The organism is Flavobacterium sediminilitoris (genome assembly GCF_023008245.1).
GTDB lineage: Bacteria > Bacteroidota > Bacteroidia > Flavobacteriales > Flavobacteriaceae > Flavobacterium > Flavobacterium sediminilitoris.
In genome coordinates this window covers 2,996,651-3,019,709 of sequence record NZ_CP090145.1, presented here as the reverse complement: position 1 = coordinate 3,019,709, position 23,059 = coordinate 2,996,651, and the positions used below count along the sequence as shown (strand labels likewise).

The window sequence follows — 23,059 nt, the reverse complement described above, 5'->3', positions numbered from 1 at the left end:
TCTATTAGTTGAATACCTATCTATGATTAAATAATATTCAATGTAAGAAACTATTTTTTTTACAATTCACATTTTATTACTGTTTTATTTAAATTATAAGTTCTATTCTAGTAATTCTTTTACTTTATCTACTAATTTTTTTAATGAGAAAGGTTTTGTCATATAAGCGCTTGCTCCTAAGTCTATTCCTCTTTGAATGTCTGATTCTTTATTTTTTGCTGATAAAAAGATAACCTTACAATTATCTAATTTTTTATCATTGTTAATTTCTTCAAGTGTTGCATAACCATCTACATTTGGCATCATCACATCAAGAATAATAACATCTGGTATTTGATTTTTTAATATATCTAATGCTTCTTGTCCATCTCGTGCTATAAACACTTCAAAATTATTTTTCTTAAATGTATATTCAAGAGACATAATAATATTAGGTTCGTCATCTACAATAAGTATCTTTTTCATTCTTAACTTTTTTGTTTAAACATTTATTTTGGGCAATGTAAAAGTAAAGCAAGCACCATTTTTATCGTTATTTTGTCCCCAAATTTTTCCTTGATGCAGTTCTATAATTTGTTTACAAATAGCTAATCCTAAACCACTTCCTACTGGTTTTTTTATATTTTGATTATTTGATTGATAAAATTTGTCAAAAATGTTTTCAAAGTCATTTATGTTTACTCCTTTTCCATTATCTAAAATTGAAACTTCATATTCTTCTTTTTTGTTCTTAATCCTAATGTTAATTATTCCATTATCATCTGGACAAAATTTAATAGCATTTGAAAGTAAATTTGTTATTACTTGTACTATTCTATCTTCATCATAAAAAAAGGAGAAGGTTGTTTCATTTTCAAAATGCAAAGTAATTCCTTTATTTTTAATTAATTGTTGTAAGGGTTCAATTGTTTTTAAAATAGTTTCATTTAAATTATTTTCTGTTAGATTTAATGTTTGTTTTCCTGTTTCAAATTTTTCTAAATCGAGTATTTTATCAATTAATCGATTGAGTCTGTCCGATTCTGAAATAATATTTTGAAGAAATTGTTTTTTTAAAGTTTCAGGAATATCATCATCATCAATTAAAATTTCACTAGCTGCTCTTATTGCAGTTATAGGTGTTCTAAGTTCGTGTGTTACCGTATCTAAAAACTCATCTTTTTGTTTGTCTTTCGTTATTAAATTTTCATTTGCATTTTGCAATTGTGCTGTTATTTTTTTTAACTCATTAGATGTTTCAGTTAGTTTTTTATTAATTAAAATAGTTTCATTTGATTCTTCTAAAATCTTCAATACTTCGGGTAGTGTTACTTTTTCTTCTTTTACTACACTCGAAATTAGAATACGTGCTGATGCTGTTCCTATGTGACCTGTCAATAAATTTTCTGCAAATTTTACCAAGCGTGCATCTGCTAATTCCTGATTTTTATCTACATTATATTTAACATTAAATATATTTAAAGCTCTATTGGTTCTTTCTACACCTAAAAACTTAATGAGTACTTTTTCTATATCTCTTGTATAAGCAGTTCCTTTCCATACAAAAGCATTTTCATGATTCATGCTATATTTATCTATATCAATATACATTTCTGCATAATTGCGTTCGCGATAATTTCCTTTAAAGCTTACCGAAACAGCAAAATAGGTCATTACGTTAAAAAACATACTCCAAAAAAAGGCATGAGAAATAGGCGATAAATAATCTAACCCAAACAAAGCTAGCGGTTTTAAAAAATCGATATTCATAAACCCTGTTGCAATAAAAGTATTAGCTGCATTTGTTATTCCAAAAGAATATGGAATTAACAATGTGTAAAAACACACAGCAAAACCTATAATAATTCCCCAAATAGCACCTAAACGCGAACCTCTTCTCCAAAACAAAGCACCAAAAAATGCAGGTGCCAATTGACCAATAATAACAAATGAAACTAACCCTATTGATCCTAAACTATAATCTAATGCAAAAAAGCGATAAATTAAATAAGAAATGATAATCAATGAAAAGATTCCTATTTTTCTAATATTGACTATCTTTTTATTATTAATGACTTGCTCTTCATTTTTTAATTTCCCTAAGAAAGTATATGGAATTAATAAATTATTACTTAGCATTGTAGACAAGCTAATACTAGATACAATAATCATAGAAATAGCAGCCGAAAAACCTCCAAGAAATACAATAATAGTTAAAAAAGTATTATTAAAATATTGAGGAATTAATAACGAATAGGTATCTGCGTTTTTAGAATCTCCATCAAAAAGCACATTGCCTCCCCAAGCAATAGGATAAACAAATACATTAAAGATTAACAAATACAATGGAAATAACCAAAGAGCAGTTTTAATATGTCTTTCTCTATTATTTTCTACTACTGAAACATGAAATTGCCTAGGTAATAAAAAAATTGCAAATAAAGATAACATACATAGAAAAAACCAATTCATCCCTTGCTCTAATCCGCCTATTGTATTTTTCTGTTCAAAATTTTCTAAAACAGAAGCTTTTGCATAAATATCTTCAAATCCATCAAAAACAAAATACGTAACATAAATACCAATGATTATAAAAAACAATAATTTAAGTATGCTTTCCATAGCCACAGCCGTAATAATTCCTTTTCTTTTTTCTGAAGCATCCACATAGCGCGTTCCATAATAAGAAGCAAACAAAGCTAATGCAATAGCCACATAAGTTGTTGTATCAAAAAACACTAAAGAATCTTCTGTTGTTCTTGTAACTACATGAAAAGTTTCTGAAATAGCCTTTAATTGCAAAGCTATATAAGGCAAAATAGCAGTTAAACACACAATCGTTACAATAGCTCCTAAAAACCGGCTATTACCATAGCGAAGTGAAATAAAATCAGCAATACTAGACACATTATTTAATCGAGATATACGAATAATTTTTCTTAAAATAATAATCCAAGCAGGAATAATGATAATAGGACCTACATAAATGGTTAAATAATTTAATCCTGAATTTGCTGCTACACCAATACTTCCATAATATGTCCAAGCCGTGCAATACACTGCTAATGAAAAGGAATATACATACGAGTTATTAGCCCATTTTAAATTTTCTTTCTTTTCTGCCCAATGTGCAATAAAGAAAAGAAAAAGAAGGTAAACTAATAGAATAAAGATTAATGTAATACTATTCATAATATCTATTAACAATTATAATGGATATTAAAATTGAAAGCGACCAAATTGAAAACACATATATGTAAAATATAGGAATTCCTAACAATGCATCACTACTATCAAATAATAGTAACAAAGGGAGATTTAGCGCTAAAAAAATAAAAACCGTTAATACAACTAATTTTTGTTGATGTCGTTTTTTCATTTTACTGATTTATCTGCTTAAAAATACAATATATCTTTTTAACCTAAAAAAATCGCTGTATTATATTTACAGCGATTTTTAGTGCTAATAATCATAACTATTAATTAAAAAGGAAAATAGCGCATTAAAATAATTCATTACACCATTATGTTTCCTTTTCCTTTTTGATTTATAAAATTAATGTCCTGTTGCTTCACCAGCTCCCGAAGGGATTCTTATATTCTCTACAATATCCTGTACATCTGCTGGTGGTTCTGGAGTAAATTTATTTACAATAAAAGCAACTATAAAGTTCACAATCATAGCAATTGTACCAAAACCTTCTGGTGAAATACCAAACCACCATGACTCTTTTAAGCCTGCAACAGCTTCTTTACCCCCATCAAATAGTCCAAATTTAAATTTCATCATATAATATAGCATTAACAACATTCCCACTATCATACCCGCAATAGCACCTTCTTTATTCATTTTCTTATGAAAGATTCCTAAAATAATAGCAGGAAAGAATGAAGCGGCTGCTAATCCGAAAGCTAAAGCGACTACTGCTGCTACAAAACCAGGTGGATTAATTCCAAAATAACCCGCAATTACAACTGCTACAGTCGCTGCACCACGAGCTGCCCATAATTCACCCTTTTCAGAAATAGATGGATTAATCATTTTCTTAATTAAATCATGAGAAACAGAAGATGAAATAACCAATAACAATCCAGCAGCAGTTGACAAAGCGGCTGCTAAAGCTCCGGCTGCTACTAAAGCAATAACCCAATTTGGCAATTTGGCAATTTCAGGATTAGCCAATACCATAATATCATTATCAATAGTTAACTCATTTCCTTTTAATCCTTTCGTTTCTGATGCCGTTATAAAAGCTGCATCTTTTGATTTATCATTGTAATACTGTATTTTACCATCTCCATTTTTATCTTCATATTTTAGTAGACCTGTTTTTTCCCAGTTAGTAAACCATTGCGGCATATCGGCATAGTTTTTATCGTTAACTGTATCAATAAGATTTGCTTTTGCGAAAACGGAAACCGCAGGAGCCGTTGTATATAGAATAGCAATTAACAATAAAGCCCATCCAGCAGATTTACGAGCATCGCGTACTTTTTTCACAGTAAAGAAACGAACAATAACATGTGGCAATCCTGCTGTTCCTACCATCAATGCTAAAGTAATAGCAAAAACATCAATCATTGATTTAGAACCCGAAGTATATTCTGCAAAACCTAATTCGGTAGATAATCCGTTTAATTTATCTAGTAAATATGTATCTGAACCTGTAACCGTGCTGCCCATTCCTAATTGCGGAATTGGATTACCTGTCATTTGAATAGAGATAAAAATAGCAGGTACCATAAAAGCGAATATTAAAACACAATATTGTGCCACTTGAGTATATGTAATACCTTTCATTCCTCCTAAAACAGCATAAAATAATACGATAATCATTCCAATAACAACTCCTGTTTCAATTTCTACTTCTAAAAAACGAGAGAATACAACACCTACACCTCGCATTTGTCCTGCTACATAAGTAAACGATACAATTAAAGCACAGAAAACAGCAACTGATCGAGCCGTTTTTGAATAATAGCGCTCTCCTATGAAATCAGGAACTGTAAACTTTCCAAATTTTCGTAAATAAGGAGCTAATAACAATGCTAGTAATACATAACCACCTGTCCAACCCATAAGGTAAACAGCTCCATCATAGCCTGCGAATGAAATAATACCTGCCATTGAAATAAACGAAGCCGCAGACATCCAGTCAGCTGCTGTTGCCATTCCATTCGCTAATGGAGAAACACCTCCTCCTGCTACATAAAACTCTTTTGTGGAACCAGCTCTAGACCAAATAGCAATTCCTATGTATATGGCAAACGTAATGCCTACAATTATATATGTCCAATTTTGTACATCCATGATTTTTTCTTTAAAGTATTAGTTTTTATTCGTCATATCCATATTTCTTGTCTAGCTTATTCATTAACCTAACATAGACAAAAATGAGAACGACAAACACATAAATAGATCCTTGTTGGGCAAACCAAAAGCCTAATGGAAAACCTCCTATTTTTATTTCGTTTAACAGATCTTTAAAAAGTATTCCTGCTCCATAAGAAACAATAAACCATATACTTAATAGTATGAGAAGGTATCTTAAGTTTTCCTTCCAGTACGCTGTTGCGTGTTTTTGATCGCTCATAATAATTTTATTTTAATTGAGATTTTATAGATAAATCATAGCCTGAAGTGTAAGTGTATTTACAGCATCATTTTGTGCGTATTTTAACGTTTGATATTCTAATGTAATCTTAGAATTATGTCCACTTAAATAGAAATTAGTTCCAATACCTAATTGAGAAGCATTGTCATTAATAGCGTCTATTTTTCTATCATCATAAGACAAATAAGGTTGAAACTTTGTTTTAGTTTTTACAGGTAATACATAACCTATATGTGCATGAAGCATAGATCCTGTTTCATAAGTAGTACCTAATCTAAAATCTTTTCCATAATCGGTATTTTGATACAAAGCATAAGCTGTTATTGCACCACCATTATTTCCTATTGGTGCATCATAAAATGCATCTACTGCAAGAATGTTTACATCTTCACCTTTTAAAGTACCTGATGCATCTGCAATAACAGAACCTTTTGGATGCATAAAAAAACCAGCACCTACATTAAATATTTTTTTACTTCCCACATAAGAACCTACTTTATATGGTAAAAAATTACTCTCACTATCTAAAAAACCATATTCAAAATAGCCCGAATAGGTTTTTCCTGCTTCTTTTGATCCTAATAAACGTCTCCCTGTATAAGTTGCACTTCCTCCATTTACAGGAGTAGTACTTGCTTGTAAATTATTGGTTTCTGCTTCATTAACAGAAACTCTATATTGTAATTTTCCGAAAGATCCTTTTAAATAAACCCCTAAATGACGAGCAAATTGATCTGACAAACCCAGCGTGGCCCATGATTGTCTTTGATTGTCCAGTGTCATGAAATTTAATGTACTCTGATTATTTAAACGAGAAATACCATTCCAATAATGCAACCCACCTCCTATAGCGTGATTTTTTCCTAAGCTATATTGCGCCCAAACATCATGAAAAAATAGTTGCGAAGCATCTCCTGTTCCTGTTGGGCTCATGTTATCAGCATTTAAACTGTTTAATCCAAAATGTGTTAGGATTAAGAAATCTTTACTCACTTGCGCATACAATAGAAGCCTTGCTCTACGCAAACTAAAATTTAAATCGGCTTGTTCATTGCCATTAACATCTAAAGGTCTGTCTGAATTATGTTGCGCCCAAAACTGCGCCCATGATATGATTCTAAAATATTTAGAACCATCTTCATTTATTTTTACTTTTAAGCCTCCTTCATAATCTGGAGACCCTTGTGAGTATCCCAAAATTGAAAGAAATAATCCAGTAATAATCAACATTTTTCTCATACTATAAAATTTGATTGTTTGTTTTTGATTCAACCAAATTTTAGAATTATTTTCCAATCCTGTAATAAAGTATATATATAAATGTAAAGTAAGTATAGTTAATCTTTAAAACGTTCCCATTTTATTAACATAAATTTATCTCCTAACTCTGTAATAATCATTCCTGCACCAGATAATTGGTCTTTATTCTTTAAATATTCCACTAATTCTGCATGCTTAAATATCTTATAGCTAGGATGATAATTAGGATGTGGAGGTTTCTTTATTTTAAATTCTTTTACCCAATTACTAATTGATACATGAGAAACACCTATAATACGTTCAATTTCTCTATAGCTTAATCCTTCTAAATATAGTTGTAGTGCTTTAGTTACATAATAGTCGTCTATCTTCTTCCCTACTTTATTTACTGTGAAATAATAAGTACATGATTTGCACAAATAACGTTGTCTTTCCTTTATAATTCCGCTTTTTACAACTTTAGTATTTTGACATTTTGGACAAGCAACTATCTCCATATATATAAATTTTGCATAAATATATTAAATTAGCACAATTTAAATTATGGATTCATCATTTATTTTTGTAAAAAAATATGATTTATTAATTTTTATACATAAAAATACAACTAAATATCAATTAAATAATTTAATCTATAAAATAGAAGGTTCAATTACTAAATAAAAATATCCGATTATAGCAATGCTACAATCAGATATTCTTGTATTGAAAAAAGAAAACTATTCTTTTACTAGTTTCAAAGTTTCAGTTTCTTTTCCATTAGAAACCTTAATAAAATAGATTCCTTTATTATAATTAGAAATATTAATAGAAGTTCTTGACAAATTAATATTCTTTTCTTCTAGCTTATTCCCTGAAAAATCATAAATAGAAAGAAGATAATTAAGCGTTGAGTTATAATCTTCAATACTTATAGTTACCCTATCAATAGCTGGATTAGGTGATAAAGAAAAAACTATTTTTCCTAAATTACCTCCTACATATTCTGTATGAATAAAAGATTGTCTTAAACATATTTTTGATACGGCATGTACTATTTTATAAGCACAATTTGGATCTAAATTTTCAAAATGTAATGGAGTATTAAAATTACTACTTCTTGATATCGAATTTACTAAGGTCCAAGGTCCAGAGTTTCCATCATTATTACAATCTTTATATACATAGAATGTTTCTGAATCATAATCTCCAATATTGGCAACATAATTAGACACTGTGATAGTGTGTGGATTTGCTCCTGCATACCAACTTACTGCAAACTCAGTTTTTGGTTTACAACATTTTGTGGCAGTAAAACACTTCTCTACTGAATAATCTGAAAATGTTACTAAAACACAATAAACACCTTCACCTTGAAAAGGAATACGGTAATCGTTATATCCACCTAAAATTGAACCATTAAAAGTCCATTGAATTGAATAATCACAGTTATAACCTATAAAAGGATTAGTAGGCCATCCTGCAAAAATAGGATCTTTTGAAACACCAGGACACCATTCAATATTTGCAATCTCTGGCAGCACTATTTTAGGTTTTTTAATTGTAATAATATGTTCGGTAGTACATCCATTTTGATCTGTTATTTTAAACTTATAACTTCCATAACGATTAGGCGTAAAGCACCTTGATGTAGATAAAAGAGTACTTACTGGTAATGTAGGATGAGGTCCCCACCATTCATAAGTATAAATAGGAGTAGGAAATGTACTATATGGTCCACATAATTCTTCAAAATTATTATCACAAACTTCAATTTCATTTGGTAGATTTAATACTATATCTTCACAACCTTTCGTTATACTTACTTCATCTATATACACAGATTGCTTATGACGATAACTCGGTGTGTTAGGTGGTGTTTTTATTTTAAATAGAATTTTATTAAACTGTCCTGCTTCAGAAGAAGAAATAGTAAAATTTGCACAATATAACCTCCAAATAGAGTTACCTCCACCATCATAGGTCATATTTGCTGTAGTCAATATTAATTTTCCACTAGTTTCACAGTTATTATTATTAACAAGGTAAACTTCTACAATTTGATATGGATTATCTAAAGATAATAAACTTGTTGTTGCTCTAGCTCCCCAAAAGCACACTCTATAATCACCTGTAGCCAAAGATGTTGTTAAACTCCCTTTTAATCGTTCTCCTGCAAGCTGATTACCTAATGGTCCTGCATTTTGTGTTTGCCATAAATGAGCATATCGCCTATCTCCTGTTCTTTCATCTATACTTCCCCAAAGATTTGTAGGAACTTTTAAACTAGGGTTTGAAGAAGATCTGTCTAACAAATCTACTCCTGCACCTCCATTTGTAAACATTAACGGATCTGTACATTGATCATTCCAGCCTGTAGCATAACTTATTTGTCCTGGTAAATTAGGAATAGAACCCTGTTCAAAATCGGGATTAACAACCAGATTTGGCATTTGCCCAATACACATAAAGGGAATAATAATTAATAAATAAAATAGTTTTTTCATGATATACTGTTTTGCATTATTTAACTTAAAAAATTAAATAAAGTTGTTTGTTCCCTACTCTTTTAAATGGTTTTTCGGGTTCCACCACTTAGATCGATCTATATCTAAGTGTGAAAAATTAAAATTCATTACCCAAAAAATAACCCAACAAAGTGCTTGCTGAGTTTAAAAAATGAACTTTTTAAAGTTCTTTATTTTTTTAAAAAGAATCTTTTTTTCTTATAGTATAAATACCCTAAAACCAATCCCAATAGTAAAACAATAAATAGTATTTCCACATAAGACATTTTTTTAGAAATATTTATAGATTCTGTGTCTCCTGTAAGAGTAAAAGAAGCCCAATAATAAGGTAATACTTCTGAAAATTGATGCTCTTTTAAATATTTTGTTTTTGCCAATTGTAGCGCTTTTGATTTCGATTTCCCTTGTTTTAATTTAGCATAAAAAGCATCTATAATTTCATTTCCTGCTTTTTCATTAACATTCCATAAAGATGCCAATACGCTTTTTGATCCATTGTAGAAAAAACCTCTTGACAAGCTAATTATTCCTTCTCCTGAAGCAAATTCGCCATCATTTGTCTTACAAGCATCTAAAATAACCAATTCAGCTTGACTATTAATACCATATAATTCATTGAGTGTTAATTGATTTTTTTGAAATGATATCCAAGGTGTTTGAGTAATACTATCAATACCAGCATGCGTATTTAAATGAATAATTTCATAATCTGAACTGTATTTATAGAAGTTTTCTTTTGTGGCTTGTTTTCCCGTAAAAATATCAGATGATTGATAAACACCTAAGGCTTCCATAGCTTCTTTAGAGCGTAATAACTCCTGCAATGCTTTATTTTCAAATTGATAAGGAGCCATTGCTAAGAGTTTTTTTGCAGGTTTGTTTTCTTTCTGCTTTATTTTTTCAAAAACAGAAAACGATTGCAAATAAGATACTTCTGCTATAGATACCAAATAATTTTCAGACAGAACTCCATTCGTTCGAATAGGCAAGGCTTCAAATGGCAAGTTTAATAACGTGTCATCAGGGACAATGATTATTTTTTTATTTGTTATTTTTTCTAATGCACCTTTAAAAGGGAATAGTGATTTAAAAACGTCATAACCCAATTGTTTAAAATGAACCATTTCGTTCTTATCTAAAATAGGCTGTTTCATATAATCTTTTAAAACAACTAAATTCTTTTGAAAAGCAGGAACATCAGAAATTTTAAACATTATCTTTTCTTTGGCTGTACAAAAAATACCATACCCTTCTTTTTCATTTAAAATATAGGTTACAAAACAATCTTCGTTTGAAATGGTTGTAGCAATGGCTTTATCTATAGTAATTGTTTCGATTTCTTTTTTAATTTTTACATAATCAGGATATTTTTGCTGTAATGAATCCATGAACTGCTGAAATTCTTTATGCTTTTTACTATATTTTTGTTTTAATAAATGATCATTAGGATATTCTTGAAATTGTTTATTCAAGGCCATTAATTCATAGTGCAATTTATATTCGCGTTCCTGTAAAGATTTAGGTACTTCTAATTCTAATTTTGCTTGAAATAGTTTAATGTTTTCTTGCAGCAACAAAGCCTTGTTTTTTTCCATAAAATAAAACGCTTCATCTGGCTTTTTTAAACCGTAGCACACTTCTACTGCTAACATATAAGTATTTACTCCTTTTTCAATCCAAAACAATTTAGACTGTTCCGTATTACTTTCATATCGCATAAGAGACACTAACTCATCTATACGATATAAAACTGCTTTAGCTTGGAACAAATAAGCCTTGTTTCCGTCTTTTTTATAAGCTTCAACATAATGATAGGCTAAATCTACTAAATACACTAATAGATCTTGTTGATAGCCTGATTCTCTAATTATTGCCAAAGAAGGAACTGTAAATGTTGTTTCTTTTTGTTCTAAAAGAATTTGTATGGCTTTTTGAAAATAAGGAATTTTATCTAAAGGTACATTGGTATTTAAAAAATATCCCGTGTTATCATAAGCGGTGGCAATCTGAGCTATAGCTGTAGCACCATGAATTACTTCTTGATAACAACGTGTAGCTTGTTTGTGCTTCCCCTGTTTAGAATACAGAAGCCCTATATTATTTAAAGCGGTTAAACTTTTATCTATATCACCTTGTGTTTTATAATACGATTCTACTTTTGAATATAATTGTAAGGCTGTCTCAGTATCTCCAAAAGCATCATATACATTGGCTAAATTATTATAAGCAGTATATAAATCATTCGTATTTAAAGACGTATTATTAAATTCTTTTTCAATTTTTAATTGATGCTTCTTTACTATTTGAAAATCGGAAGGTCTTTTTGAAGCAAAAACATTTTCATACATCTTTCCATAAATCCAAACAATAACTGTGCGTAATCTTATTTCTTCATCAATAGCATTATTTCTAGCTAACAGAACATTTAATCTATTTAATCCTGAATAAAAGTCACCTTTTTTAGTTTCTAAAACTGCTACATCAATACCTGCATTTAAGGTATATTTATCATTTCCATCATCATGTAATAATTGTTCTAATACTTTATAACGTTCACTTTCTCTTCCTTCATAAGAATAAATCCAGGCTAAGTTGTTTCTAGTTTTATTAAGTATTTCTAACGATTCTTTCTTATACAACTCTTGAATCTGAAGAGCTTTTTTAAGCATTACAATTGCCTTTTCATTACTCTTGTTTTTATAATAATATTTCCCTATTTCGGCATATAAATTTCCTAGTTGAGGTGTTTTAGTTGTTTTATTTTGTTTAGAAAGTAAATACAATAGCTGTTGTAGTTTTTCTTTATTACCAACTTCCTTATCTGGATGCTCTGTTTGCAATATTGCATCTATTTCTTGTGCTAATTCATTCTGAGAAAAAGCAGTATAGGAGCAGAATAAAAGAAAAAGAAAAATCTTTTTTATAAAAGAAAACATGGCTATTTTTTCCACGTAATTTATGAAAAAACAAGCAAAACTAATCTGTTTTTTAAAATTACATCTTAAATTTTGCTTGTCTCTCTTCTTTTACTACTAATATGGCATAATAATTTTATTATATTTTACCTTTTTAAGAGAATCAAAACTAATAGGACATGGTATTCCTTCATTAATTAAAAGATTTTTAATTTGACTAGCACTAAAAGTAGGATTTTCATATTTCTTTCTGGCTGCAACTGCTGCAACTATAGGAGCTGCAAAAGAAGTACCTCTCATTTCATACCCTAAAAATGGAATATTTTCACCTTTCGCAAAAAAATCGACACTAGTGACTCCATAATTTGAAAAAGTGGCAATATTTGACTCTCCAAAAGGGAAATCGAGTATTGTATTTTTATTAGAAGCAGCTACAGCAATAATATTATTATGTTCATAACCTGATGGATAATGTGCCCAGAAATCGTTATTATTGGATATATTTCCTGCGGAAGTAATAATTAATACTTCAGGTTTTGCTGCTACCAAACTTGAAAATATAGTTGCTACAAAATCTCCAAAACCATCATCATACCATCCTAAGCTCATTTGCAATATTTCAGCATGTTCTAAACCAAAACTAGTAGCGCATAAAAAATTAAAATAACTAGCTTTTCCATATTCATCACACACTTTCAAAGGCATTATTTGATGTGGAATTGCAGGATTATTTCCATTTAAAATTTTAGTTATGATAGAAGACACAACTGTTCCATGTCGTCCATTATTATCGTCAAAACAATTGGCATCGCTGTTTACAAAATCCCAACCCGAAAAGATAAGTTCATTTCCATCATCGGAAGCGTTGTACAAAAAAGGCTCTGTAAAAACAGGAGAAGTACCTTCTCCTATCGTAGGAGCAATCCCTGTATCAAGAACTGCAATAGTAACGCCATCATTACTAGATTTTATGTAAGATATATAGCTATAATCTAAAGCTGTCCCTATATTAGGATTACTTAAGTCTATACCAAAAGTGAATTCATAATCTACATCTATAATTGCTTCAATTCCACCTCCACTGCCTTGCTCAATAGCTGATTTTTTAGGTTCAATATCTATTGATCCACCAAACATCCATAATTCAATAGTATCGTCACTACAATGTTTACATAATTCATAATTTGTTACTCCATAAAATGTACGTAATCCTGCTTTTACAGAATTAGGTGTTCCTCCTGCAAATTGCACAATAAGTTTATCACTAGAATAAACAGGCTTATTTCTTCTATTAATTCTTTCATTAGCACTATTTGTTCCTTTTAAAAGTTCATTCTGAGTATTGGAATCTTTCAAAAAAGAGTCTTCTTTTTCACATGAAAAAAAAGCAATAGCTAAAAGCAAAAGCATTGTGATTTTTTTTAATTCTCTCATATTTTTAGTTTTTTTTAATTACTTTTAATAGGGTTATTTTATCTAAAATATTACCCAATATTTTTGAATCTTTATTTTACAAACACTCCATTTCAATGTGTTTTATAAATTTATCCTTCTTTTTATATTTATACTTATCTTAATTACAATGTAAAATATTTATGTATTTTTACCTTATTGTATAAAACAAAAATGAATCTATTAACTTTTTCTATACAAAAAATATAATTTTACATGCTTATAACTAACTTTTATTTAAATATACTTAATTATTACGATCTATTTCTTTTACATTACCTATACAATTAGATAAATGGAAAACACAGAGCGATATATCAATGCACTTATACAAGGTGAAGATGTTGTTATAAAAGAAATTTATTCAAAAATATATCCTAAAATAGCCTCTTTTATCTTATCTAATAAAGGAAAGGAAGAAGATGCCTTAGATGTTTTTCATGATGCTTTATTATATATTATAGTTACACAAAAAGAAAAAAAGACAATCATACAATCTTTTGAGGCTTATTTATTTGTTGTTTGTAAAAATATTTGGAAAAAAACCTTAAGAAACAAGGTAATAAAAACTGATATTCTTACACTAGAAGAAAAAGAAACTGATTTAAGCTCTTTTATCTTAGAACAACAATGTTTTGATTTTTACTTAGCTAAATTTAATGTTTTATCAACAAACTGCAAAGACATATTAAGTAGTTATTTTAATGGTCTTTCTTATGAAGAAATTGTAATAGAACATTCTTATGCCAGTATTAATACCGTAAGGCAACGCGTTTTTAAATGTAGAACTAAATTAATTGAACTTATAAAATCAGACAGTAAGTTTCAAAAAATGATAAAATGGGGAGAGCAATAACCATAGAAATACTAGAAGAAATAGAGCAATACCTAAAAGGTACATTGACAGAAGCCAAACATAAGGCTTTTGAAGAAAAGATGTTTGCTGATGAATTATTACGAGAAGAAGTAATAATTCAAAAACAATTATATGCCATGCACCATACTCCTACAAAAAATAGTGTGCCATTAGAAGTAGATGAGGAAACATTACACCAACTAAAAGAAACATTAAAAAGCAAGGAAATACAAGCTCTTTCAAATAAAATACGTCAAGCAGGCAAAACTTACATAGCTGAAAAACCTACTATTAAAAAAAGTAGAAAAAAACACTTATACTATTATATTGCAGCTTCCATAGCTATATTATTAACCACTACATTATTTTTAATCAATAGTAAACCTAGCTTACAAGAGTATTATAATGATAACGTAAACTGGGAAAACCTACCTTCATTTACAACAAAAGGAGATACTGAAAATAACTTTTCAAAAGGAGAAATCCATTTTAAAAAGAAAGACTATTACAAGGCTATTGAATCTTTTAAAACAATACCTAAAAATGACAAATTGTATCCTTATTCTCTTCTCTATATAGGAGCTAGTTATGACCAATTAAACGAAAATGAAAATGCTTTAAACGCTTTTGAAAACGTAGCCAAACTAACTGATTTTGAAGAACATTCAAAAGGTTATTGGTATTCTTTATTGTTATACTTAAAAACAAACAACAAAGAGAAAGCAAAAGAAATGAAAACAATTATTTTAAAAGACAAAAACAATTATAACTATAAAAAAGCTTTGCAACTAAATTTATAGTCTTCTTTTTAAATTTTATACTATTTTTCCTTTTAAGAAAAGTATGTCATGAACATATCCAAACCTTATGTTGAACAATTCCACTTAACAACTCATATATACAAACTAGTTTACTATTTTTAAAAACTACTTATATTAGTATTAGTGATTTTAAATAGAAATTTGACTGATTTTAAATGTTTTAATACAGATTTATAGTTTTTTATTCTAGACATGTTTGGAAAAGTTTCAGAAAAACCACAGTAGAATGGGCTTTTTTCCAAACAAAACTGTACTAAACCTTAAAATTGTATTTTTTGTATAGAGAAATGAAACAAGCTATAAATACGCTTTGCGCTCTAAATAACGTAAAATATACACATAATATTCATTTCGTTAATTCGAAATAGACGTATATAAAGAACTATTTTTTTTTTATGACTTTTTCCTTATTCTCGATGCAATTTTCTATCGAAAACCACTGAAACTAACGAGAAAAATTTTATCAATAACAAATTACACCTAAAAAGATTATAACTTAAAAAAATAAAAGGGTTGCCCCATTCCAGGGCAACCCTTTTCCATTTTAAAATGTTTCTCATTTACAAAGTAGCTTTATGAGCTGTAACAATTGCTATAAAAGCATCAACCTCTTCTAGCTCCTTACCTATTCGTTCAAGATCTAACTCCTTTTGTAACAAAGCTACCGTACCATAACTCTCCTTACGATTTTCAAGTAAGAATTTCTTGTATTCTAACTTTACTTTGTTCTTAATTTGTTCCTCTTTTGCAGATCCTTCTGGTAATACATTAATAATAGTATCAATTGCTGCTATCTCTATAATAACCCCTTGTAATACTGCTTCCACCTCTATCGAAGTATTTCCATACTTCGTAGTCAAACGCTCCTCAAAAAGCCTTTTGAATTCTAATTCAGCTTTCTCTTTCCCTGCCCATGTTAGTAACACGTCGCAATCTGCTAACTCTGTTACATTACTAATTGAATAACTCATAATAATAAAAATTTAAAGATTAATACTACTAAGAGTCTTACAAACCAAGTGCCACAGCGTGCCAGAATTTTCAAGTTTAAAACAAGTTTAACTTTCTGTAAGAAAAATTTTAATTTTAAGTTAAAATTTATACGAAAATAAAAGGATACACGTTTTTACTAGATCTTTTTTTGTTTCAAATTTGAAAATTAAGGAAGTTTAAAATAGTTTAGTACCGTTTTTGTAATTCTCAAAAACTTATCCTCACCACAATAGAAAACCAATAAACTCACTCTCCCATCTCTCTCTCAATAAATTTTGTCTGCGCATCAAGAGTACTCAATCTCAATTGTTGCTCTAACTGTAAATGCAAACCATTTCGATCTAATACAACTAACGCTTTAGCTTGCACTACATTTAAAACTGCTTCTTCCCTAACAGTAATATTTTTATTTCCTTTCAAAAGAGCCACAAACTGCAATGTATTTTCTGCTTCCTGATAATTTTTCTTCAATTTTGCTAGCTTTCTTTCTATTATCAATTGTTGTAACCTATTCTCCTTTAATTGAGTATATAGTATTTCTTCTTTTTTGCTTTGCTGAATTTTATGATGAGGCAATTCTTTAGTAGCAACCTTTGACAGCACATTAACGCCTTTAATTAAAGTTGCTAATTTCAATTTGGCACTACTAGGAATATCACGTTGTCCAATTTCAAACATTGCCCATTGACTTCTGGTAATACCCAGTAACATTGCCATTTCTTCCTGAGAAAACAACATCGGTGTTTTAAATATTTTACGTTTCTTCATAATCTACTATATTAAGTTAAATGCTACTAAATTATATCCAATCAAAAACTGTGACAAAATAGTTAACTTAAAAAAGTTTTGTCACAAATCCGTGACAATTCATATTCATGAAAATAATTTTGTCACAGATTTGTGACAAAACAAAAAAAATAAAAAAAAATTGTCACAACTTTTCCTAAAAATAAAATTGTCTACTAACAACCGTCCACAATAGCTATTGAATCTATTATTAACAATAATTTTTCGGCATCTTATCAAAACCAAACCATCAATTCTATTAAATCATTCTTTAAAATTATTCATGATTCAAAAATGGTTATAGCAGAGCTTCACCGTCCTAAAAATGTAAAAACATTACCAAACGTTTTAAGCAAAGAAGAAACCTTCAAACTTATCGATTTAATTACCAATATAAAACACAAAACATTATTAGCCCTAATTTACTCCTCGGGTCTCCGGATCAGTGAAGCAATAAACATGAAAATTATTGATAGTGATAGTCAAAGAATGTTGATTCATGTTAAAAATGCAAAAGGTAAAAAAGATCGATATACCCTATTATCAACAAAAGTTTTAGTATTACTAAAAGAATACTACACCATTTACAAGCCCAAAACATTCTTGTTTGAAGGACAATATGGAGAACAATATAGCAGTAGAAGTGCACAATCTGTATTACACAAATCTGCAAAAAAAGCGGGAATTACAAAACAAATTACTTTGCACACACTTCGTCATAGTTTTGCCACACATTTATTAGAAAACGGAAGTGATTTGCGCTACATTCAAGATTTATTAGGGCACAGTAGCCCAAAAATAACAATGATATACACACGTCAGCAGCACATCATTGAAAAACATTATCAATCCATTCGATATGCAGCAAATATTTTTATATTTGTATTACATAATTAAAAATTATACGCATAAATTCAAACAAAAACATGTGCATAACATGCCAATTAGGGATAAAACTAGTTTGATTTGTACGCTTATAAACTAGTTAGTGGCAATTATAACAGTCGAAGTAGAAATCAAACTCAACATAGAAACTAAATGAAAAAAATTATATTAACCATTCTATTATGCAATTGCTTTTTTACTTTTGCACAAAAAAGCAAGACTTTAACAAAATTAGAAACAGATGAGCTCGTAAATCAAATATGTAATAATCTTGAACAAAATTACTTTGACTCTGAAAAGGCAAAAGCATTGAATAGTATTTTTAAAAAGAAACTGAAAAAAAGTGAATTTTATAATATCCCAACAGATTCATTAACTAAAAAATTGACTTTGTTACTCAGAAACCAAACAAACGATATCCATTTTTATATTGGAAAATCTAAGCCAAACATTGAAAAAGACCCAATAAAGGAAACACCAAAGCAAAATTTTAATGGAGGGTTTACTGAAGTTAAGATTTTGGAAAACAATATTGGTTACATAAAATGGGATAGATGTATTGCAAATGACGAAGCTTTTAGAAAAATAAAAAGTGCTTTAGTTTTTCTTGAAGGAGTTGATAAACTTATTATAGACATTTCAGAAAATCCTGGTGGAGATGGACGAAGTGGTGGTTTTATCAATTATCATTTGTATGAAGACCAAAGTTACCAAAGTTTATTAATGAAGAAATGTGTTGGAGAAGAAAATTGGTATCAAAGTGAAGTCGCTTACAACTATTCGGATGCACCTAAGTTTTTTGAAATTCCACTTTACATTATTACCTCTAATAACACAGGTTCAGCTTCCGAATATTTTGCCTTTATCGCTCAAGAAATGCAAAGGGCTACAATTCTTGGACAAACAACAGCTGGTGCAGGAAATCCAGTAACTATGGTTTCTATGGGAGAATATTTTATGTATGTTCCTGTTTGTGAAATTGTAACTTATGAAGGTAAGTCTATTGAGGCAAAAGGTGTAATTCCAGATGTAAAACTAACATCAAATGATTGGCTGAATGAAACTTTAAACTATATAAACAAAAAATAACTGCCACTAACATCATGCATGTGCAAGAGCGGGTTAAGTGCTAAATCGAAGTTTCGATTTTCTATGTCGCAAAAAAGCATAAAATATATAAAAATCACTTTGAAATATAAATTATATTTACAGAAGTAGAACTAATAAATTATAAAATAAAAATGGAGAAAATTACTGATTCTGAAATCTTGCAAATTCATTATTACTTGAGTAATAATTCGCATTCGATGGATGCGAAAATATTAAATAAAGTTGAAGGAGAATTACTCAAAATTTTAGAAGAAGTATCAAATATTTTAGGTTTAGAAATATCTGTTGAAACTTTCGCTCTTGAAGAAGGTGGAATAAAATCAGTATATAAATTCATAAATAAAAAGAAAAATAGAGCAAAAATAATTGTTGTAGGAAGTTTTTTAGCATCAATAATAGGATCCGTAATTTCAGATGTTATATCCAACTCTATAAATACAGATTCAGAAACAGAAAAAAAGAAAAATGAATTTTTAGATCTACAAATTAAGAAATTAAAACAAGATTTTGAGAAAGATAGTCTAGAAGCTCTAAAAACAAATTTAAAAAATGAAGAAGAATTTGTTGTTACACAAGAATTAATTGATTCATTAGCAATTTATATTTCTGAAAATAATAAAGTTAAAATTTCTAAATCCAAATTTTATACATTTTTATCAAAAGAAGGTAAAATTGAAAAAATTTCCACTCAAGAACTTAATGAAAATTTTGAACCAAAATCAATTGAAAAAATTGTACCACGTTCTGACTTTAATCTTTTTATTGTTAAAGAAACAGTAGTAGAGCCGGAATACAAGGAAAATGTAACTTTAGAAATAGTTTCGCCTGTTCTTAAGAGAAACCGTATGAGCTGGAAAGCTATTTACAATAATCAAAATATTACTTTTAAATTAAAAGATGATGATTTTAAAAATTTAATACTCAATAAAAATTTAAGTTTTTCTAACGGCACAAAGTTAATTTGCGACATCGAAACTAAACAAAAAATGGATGATGACGGCAAAATTAAAGAATCAGGTAGAAGCGTTTATAATGTTTCTAAAATAATTTATACAAACGGAGATATCGTAGACTTAAGATGATTACTTCTGCCAACACACATTCTAGACATTTGCAAATTTAGTGGAATTACCGTTTTTTGTCGTATTTTCGTTTAGTCTAAAATACTCGTTTTCATAACTTGCAAACGTCTAGAAACGTGAGAACACTGTACGTAATTTATGGACAACAGTAACCAATATGACTATTCAACAAAGAAAATGAAAGTAATAAATATCCATAAAAGAGAAATTCAACAACCAAAGACCGAACTTGTTAAGTTATTCAATACTTTGGCGACCGACAATGATTTGATGTTAGCAACAGACAAATGGTCACCGATGAAGTTGGATAATGGGTTACAAGTTGGTTCAAAAGGTGGACACGGACCAATTACATATTTTGTAACAGATTATCAGCCTGAAAAATCAATCACTTTTCAGTTTGACTTGACAGGTTTTAATGGTTATCACAGATTTGACATAAATGAGTTAGAGCCAAAAAAAACTGAAATTTCACATATTATTGATATGACAACAACAGGTTTAGCGACTTTAAAATGGATGTTAGCAATTCGTTGGCTACACAACGCTTATATTGAAGACGCATTTGATAAGGTTGAAAACCAGTTTACAAAGGACAAAAAAAGGAGTGAATGGAGTTGGTGGGTTAAAACATTAAGAAAAGTAATGAAACCTAAAAAGAAATAAAAACCATTTTTGTAAAAACAAAGTGGTTACACACATTTTCAACACTACTTTGAAGAAACTTAAAAATACTTCATCTCTATATAAAACACATGTTTTGCTAATAGAGAGTTGATGTTGTTTAAATAACCTTTCCAACAAAATCTTGAAAAACACAACGGAATCAATACTCTTCTGTCCTTCTTTTTCATAGCATTTTTGAGTAGATTTATAAATAAAATGTAAATCGAGTTCGGTTAGTAATTATATATATAAATTATCTTCTGGAACTAGATCTAACAAATTAACCCAAACAAATAATTGTGGAATACAATTCTTCTTTTCTTACATGAAGAATTTTACAAAAAATACGCTTTTCAATATATCCTTTTTGTTATCTTTGAGAGAGTTGTGGAACAAGCACATTGTATAAATGCAATAGCGGGGAAAGAGCCTGAACCAAAGTCTGTATTTTTTTACACCACCAAAACCTTATTCTCATTTCCTTTTTTGTAAATTAGTAAATAAAATAAGGTTTTGGCTAAACAGTTACTAAACGAAAAACTCAAGTTTTTCTTCTCCGCTACTGCGCTTATACTTGACCTTTAGTGGCAATTTTATGATAAGCAGAATAGAAACAAATATTTTAGTAAATCCATTTACAAATTATAACTATTATGATATTTTAATAGATGGCATTTCTTTGGAAGAAACGATTCTTAAAAATTTAAATATTGAAATAAAAAAAGGTCTAGTGAGTACCTTCTTAAATTGGCTAAGCAATCCTTCTGAAAGAGAAACTATATGGAAAAGAACTTTACCAGAAATAGATCAAACTACATTTTTACCTATTCTAATGTGTGGAGAAGATTTAGATTTACTTTGCGATGTAATAATTGCGGAAACAGTAACAGATAATAATTATGTATATTGGAAAAGGTTTGGCTTAGATATTGGGAATGGTGAAAATATGCCTAAATCAATTGGAAAAAATGTACAATGGTTTATGAATTCGAGTGAAATAATCTTCGATAAAAATCAATATTCTGAAGTTTTGAATAAATTTAGAAAATATCTAAATGAAGAAAATGGTAATTTATGCTATAAATAAAAACTGCCACAAGCAGCAAACTAAAGACGAAACCTTAGCTATAACTCTAAAAAACGTCTGCAAAAAAACACTTTGACAAAAACATAGCAAGTTTCGGATTTTATAAAAGCAAAACCATTCGGACATTTGCATTATAAAATTCAGGACAATGAACGAGCAACAACAACTCAATTATAATCGAATTGCGGAAGCGATTGATTATATAAAGGACAATTTCAAAGAGCAACCAAATTTGGACGAAGTTGCCGAACAAGTGCATTTAAGTCCGTTTCATTTTCAGCGTTTATTTAGCGAATGGGCAGGAACAACACCCAAAAAGTTTTTGCAATACATCAGCATTGAACACGCTAAAAAATTATTGACTGACCGACAAGCTACACTTTTTGACACCGCTTTTGAAACAGGGCTTTCAGGCACAGGACGGCTGCACGATTTATTTGTAAACATTGAGGGAATGACACCAGCCGAATATAAAAACGGTGCAAAAAATCTTTCTATCAATTACAGTTTTGCAGAAAGTCCTTTTGGGAATTTGATTGTTGCTTCAACCACAAAAGGCGTTTGCTATATGGCTTTCAACGATGGTGAAACCAACGCATTAAACGACCTTAAACAAAAATTTCCCAACGCAACATTTCAGCGAAAATTAGATTTAATACAACAAAATGCGTTGTTCATTTTCCAAAACGATTGGAATAAATTACCTGAAATTAAATTGCATTTAAAAGGCACAGATTTTCAGTTGAAAGTTTGGGAAACACTTTTGAAAATTCCAATGGGGCAACTTTCTACTTACGGCAACATTGCCGAACAAATCGGCAACGTAAATGCTTCCAGAGCCGTTGGCACGGCTATCGGTAACAATCCCGTTGCGTTTCTTATTCCTTGTCATCGTGTTATCCAATCAACGGGCAATATTGGCGGTTATATGTGGGGCAATACACGAAAGACAGCTATCATCGGTTGGGAAAGTGCAAAAACCGATATTTTGGAAATGTAGCAAGTTTCGGGTTTTCTGCCACAGCATACATTGCAATCTTTGCAT

General features: G+C 29.5%; 19 protein-coding genes. 8 read left to right on the top strand and 11 right to left on the bottom strand.

Features of this window, described 5'->3' with window-relative positions; genetic code table 11:
* Positions 1-102: 102 nt before the first annotated feature.
* From LXD69_RS13815 to LXD69_RS13775, 9 genes are all read right to left on the bottom strand, one after another.
* On the bottom strand, positions 103-465 hold the full coding sequence (locus LXD69_RS13815) for a response regulator transcription factor (protein WP_045971307.1): 363 nt from the start codon (positions 463-465) through the stop codon (positions 103-105).
* A gap of 15 nt (positions 466-480) precedes the next feature.
* Positions 481-3,171, bottom strand: a complete 2,691-nt coding sequence (locus tag LXD69_RS13810; RefSeq protein ID WP_246915832.1) for an ATP-binding protein — start codon at positions 3,169-3,171, stop codon at positions 481-483.
* A 364-nt stretch (positions 3,172-3,535) separates the two neighbouring features.
* Positions 3,536-5,290 (bottom strand): sodium:solute symporter family protein, encoded by a 1,755-nt coding sequence (locus LXD69_RS13805; protein ID WP_045971311.1) that lies wholly within the window; start codon positions 5,288-5,290, stop codon positions 3,536-3,538.
* Positions 5,291-5,315: 25 nt separating this feature from the next.
* Positions 5,316-5,573: a DUF4212 domain-containing protein gene (locus LXD69_RS13800; RefSeq protein ID WP_045971313.1), complete on the bottom strand. Its 258-nt coding sequence runs from the start codon at positions 5,571-5,573 to the stop codon at positions 5,316-5,318.
* A 24-nt stretch (positions 5,574-5,597) separates the two neighbouring features.
* The gene (locus LXD69_RS13795) at positions 5,598-6,833 is read right to left on the bottom strand and encodes a hypothetical protein (protein ID WP_045971811.1); all 1,236 of its coding nucleotides are present in this window, start codon (positions 6,831-6,833) and stop codon (positions 5,598-5,600) included.
* Between the two features lie 98 nt (positions 6,834-6,931).
* Complete coding sequence (locus LXD69_RS13790) at positions 6,932-7,351, bottom strand: IS1/IS1595 family N-terminal zinc-binding domain-containing protein (RefSeq protein WP_045971315.1); 420 nt, start codon at positions 7,349-7,351, stop codon at positions 6,932-6,934.
* Positions 7,352-7,573: 222 nt separating this feature from the next.
* On the bottom strand, positions 7,574-9,340 hold the full coding sequence (locus tag LXD69_RS13785; RefSeq protein ID WP_246915831.1) for a T9SS type A sorting domain-containing protein: 1,767 nt from the start codon (positions 9,338-9,340) through the stop codon (positions 7,574-7,576).
* Between the two features lie 191 nt (positions 9,341-9,531).
* A complete protein-coding gene (locus LXD69_RS13780; RefSeq protein WP_246915830.1) occupies positions 9,532-12,312 on the bottom strand; it encodes a CHAT domain-containing protein in 2,781 nt (926 codons plus the stop codon).
* An 81-nt stretch (positions 12,313-12,393) separates the two neighbouring features.
* Positions 12,394-13,710: a S8 family serine peptidase gene (locus tag LXD69_RS13775; RefSeq protein ID WP_246915829.1), complete on the bottom strand. Its 1,317-nt coding sequence runs from the start codon at positions 13,708-13,710 to the stop codon at positions 12,394-12,396.
* Positions 13,711-14,023: 313 nt separating this feature from the next.
* On the opposite strand from LXD69_RS13775, the gene LXD69_RS13770 reads away from it, so the two are divergent.
* Both LXD69_RS13770 and LXD69_RS13765 read left to right on the top strand, forming a co-directional pair.
* Entirely contained in the window at positions 14,024-14,584 is a 561-nt protein-coding gene (locus LXD69_RS13770) for an RNA polymerase sigma factor (protein ID WP_045971323.1), read from the top strand.
* Positions 14,569-15,384, top strand: a complete 816-nt coding sequence (locus LXD69_RS13765) for a tetratricopeptide repeat protein (RefSeq protein WP_246915828.1) — start codon at positions 14,569-14,571, stop codon at positions 15,382-15,384. Before LXD69_RS13770 ends, LXD69_RS13765 begins: the two co-directional genes overlap by 16 nt.
* Before the next feature lie 581 nt (positions 15,385-15,965).
* Here LXD69_RS13765 and LXD69_RS13760 read toward each other — a convergent pair.
* Both LXD69_RS13760 and LXD69_RS13755 read right to left on the bottom strand, forming a co-directional pair.
* Positions 15,966-16,376, bottom strand: coding sequence for a hypothetical protein (locus LXD69_RS13760; RefSeq protein WP_246915827.1), 411 nt, complete (start codon positions 16,374-16,376; stop codon positions 15,966-15,968).
* A gap of 268 nt (positions 16,377-16,644) precedes the next feature.
* Complete coding sequence (locus LXD69_RS13755) at positions 16,645-17,166, bottom strand: helix-turn-helix domain-containing protein (protein ID WP_045971329.1); 522 nt, start codon at positions 17,164-17,166, stop codon at positions 16,645-16,647.
* 312 nt (positions 17,167-17,478) lie between these two features.
* Here LXD69_RS13755 and LXD69_RS13750 point away from each other — a divergent pair, with 312 nt between their 5' ends.
* The 6 genes from LXD69_RS13750 to LXD69_RS13725 all read left to right on the top strand — a co-directional run bounded on the left by LXD69_RS13750 (position 17,479) and on the right by LXD69_RS13725 (position 23,014).
* Entirely contained in the window at positions 17,479-18,081 is a 603-nt protein-coding gene (locus tag LXD69_RS13750; protein WP_246915826.1) for a tyrosine-type recombinase/integrase, read from the top strand.
* A gap of 141 nt (positions 18,082-18,222) precedes the next feature.
* Positions 18,223-19,158 carry a S41 family peptidase gene (locus LXD69_RS13745; protein ID WP_246915825.1) on the top strand — a complete coding sequence of 312 codons (936 nt, stop codon included), beginning with the start codon at positions 18,223-18,225 and terminating at the stop codon, positions 19,156-19,158.
* 152 nt (positions 19,159-19,310) lie between these two features.
* Positions 19,311-20,261, top strand: a complete 951-nt coding sequence (locus LXD69_RS13740; RefSeq protein ID WP_246915824.1) for a hypothetical protein — start codon at positions 19,311-19,313, stop codon at positions 20,259-20,261.
* A gap of 138 nt (positions 20,262-20,399) precedes the next feature.
* Positions 20,400-20,927 carry a hypothetical protein gene (locus LXD69_RS13735; protein ID WP_246915823.1) on the top strand — a complete coding sequence of 176 codons (528 nt, stop codon included), beginning with the start codon at positions 20,400-20,402 and terminating at the stop codon, positions 20,925-20,927.
* A gap of 595 nt (positions 20,928-21,522) precedes the next feature.
* A complete protein-coding gene (locus LXD69_RS13730) occupies positions 21,523-22,014 on the top strand; it encodes a hypothetical protein (protein ID WP_052705100.1) in 492 nt (163 codons plus the stop codon).
* 148 nt (positions 22,015-22,162) lie between these two features.
* On the top strand, positions 22,163-23,014 hold the full coding sequence (locus LXD69_RS13725) for a bifunctional helix-turn-helix domain-containing protein/methylated-DNA--[protein]-cysteine S-methyltransferase (RefSeq protein ID WP_246915822.1): 852 nt from the start codon (positions 22,163-22,165) through the stop codon (positions 23,012-23,014).
* Positions 23,015-23,059: the final 45 nt, after the last annotated feature.

Bases quoted from the DNA above. Each gene is read 5' to 3' on its own strand.
- LXD69_RS13815 (WP_045971307.1), bottom strand. From the start codon at position 465: ATGAAAAAGATACTTATTGTAGATGACGAACCTAATATTATTATGTCT.
- LXD69_RS13810 (WP_246915832.1), bottom strand. From the start codon at position 3,171: ATGAATAGTATTACATTAATCTTTATTCTATTAGTTTACCTTCTTTTT.
- LXD69_RS13805 (WP_045971311.1), bottom strand. From the start codon at position 5,290: ATGGATGTACAAAATTGGACATATATAATTGTAGGCATTACGTTTGCC.
- LXD69_RS13800 (WP_045971313.1), bottom strand. From the start codon at position 5,573: ATGAGCGATCAAAAACACGCAACAGCGTACTGGAAGGAAAACTTAAGA.
- LXD69_RS13795 (WP_045971811.1), bottom strand. From the start codon at position 6,833: ATGAGAAAAATGTTGATTATTACTGGATTATTTCTTTCAATTTTGGGA.
- LXD69_RS13790 (WP_045971315.1), bottom strand. From the start codon at position 7,351: ATGGAGATAGTTGCTTGTCCAAAATGTCAAAATACTAAAGTTGTAAAA.
- LXD69_RS13785 (WP_246915831.1), bottom strand. From the start codon at position 9,340: ATGAAAAAACTATTTTATTTATTAATTATTATTCCCTTTATGTGTATT.
- LXD69_RS13775 (WP_246915829.1), bottom strand. From the start codon at position 13,710: ATGAGAGAATTAAAAAAAATCACAATGCTTTTGCTTTTAGCTATTGCT.
- LXD69_RS13770 (WP_045971323.1), top strand. From the start codon at position 14,024: ATGGAAAACACAGAGCGATATATCAATGCACTTATACAAGGTGAAGAT.
- LXD69_RS13765 (WP_246915828.1), top strand. From the start codon at position 14,569: ATGGGGAGAGCAATAACCATAGAAATACTAGAAGAAATAGAGCAATAC.
- LXD69_RS13760 (WP_246915827.1), bottom strand. From the start codon at position 16,376: ATGAGTTATTCAATTAGTAATGTAACAGAGTTAGCAGATTGCGACGTG.
- LXD69_RS13755 (WP_045971329.1), bottom strand. From the start codon at position 17,166: ATGAAGAAACGTAAAATATTTAAAACACCGATGTTGTTTTCTCAGGAA.
- LXD69_RS13750 (WP_246915826.1), top strand. From the start codon at position 17,479: ATGGTTATAGCAGAGCTTCACCGTCCTAAAAATGTAAAAACATTACCA.
- LXD69_RS13745 (WP_246915825.1), top strand. From the start codon at position 18,223: ATGAAAAAAATTATATTAACCATTCTATTATGCAATTGCTTTTTTACT.
- LXD69_RS13740 (WP_246915824.1), top strand. From the start codon at position 19,311: ATGGAGAAAATTACTGATTCTGAAATCTTGCAAATTCATTATTACTTG.
- LXD69_RS13735 (WP_246915823.1), top strand. From the start codon at position 20,400: ATGGACAACAGTAACCAATATGACTATTCAACAAAGAAAATGAAAGTA.
- LXD69_RS13730 (WP_052705100.1), top strand. From the start codon at position 21,523: ATGATAAGCAGAATAGAAACAAATATTTTAGTAAATCCATTTACAAAT.
- LXD69_RS13725 (WP_246915822.1), top strand. From the start codon at position 22,163: ATGAACGAGCAACAACAACTCAATTATAATCGAATTGCGGAAGCGATT.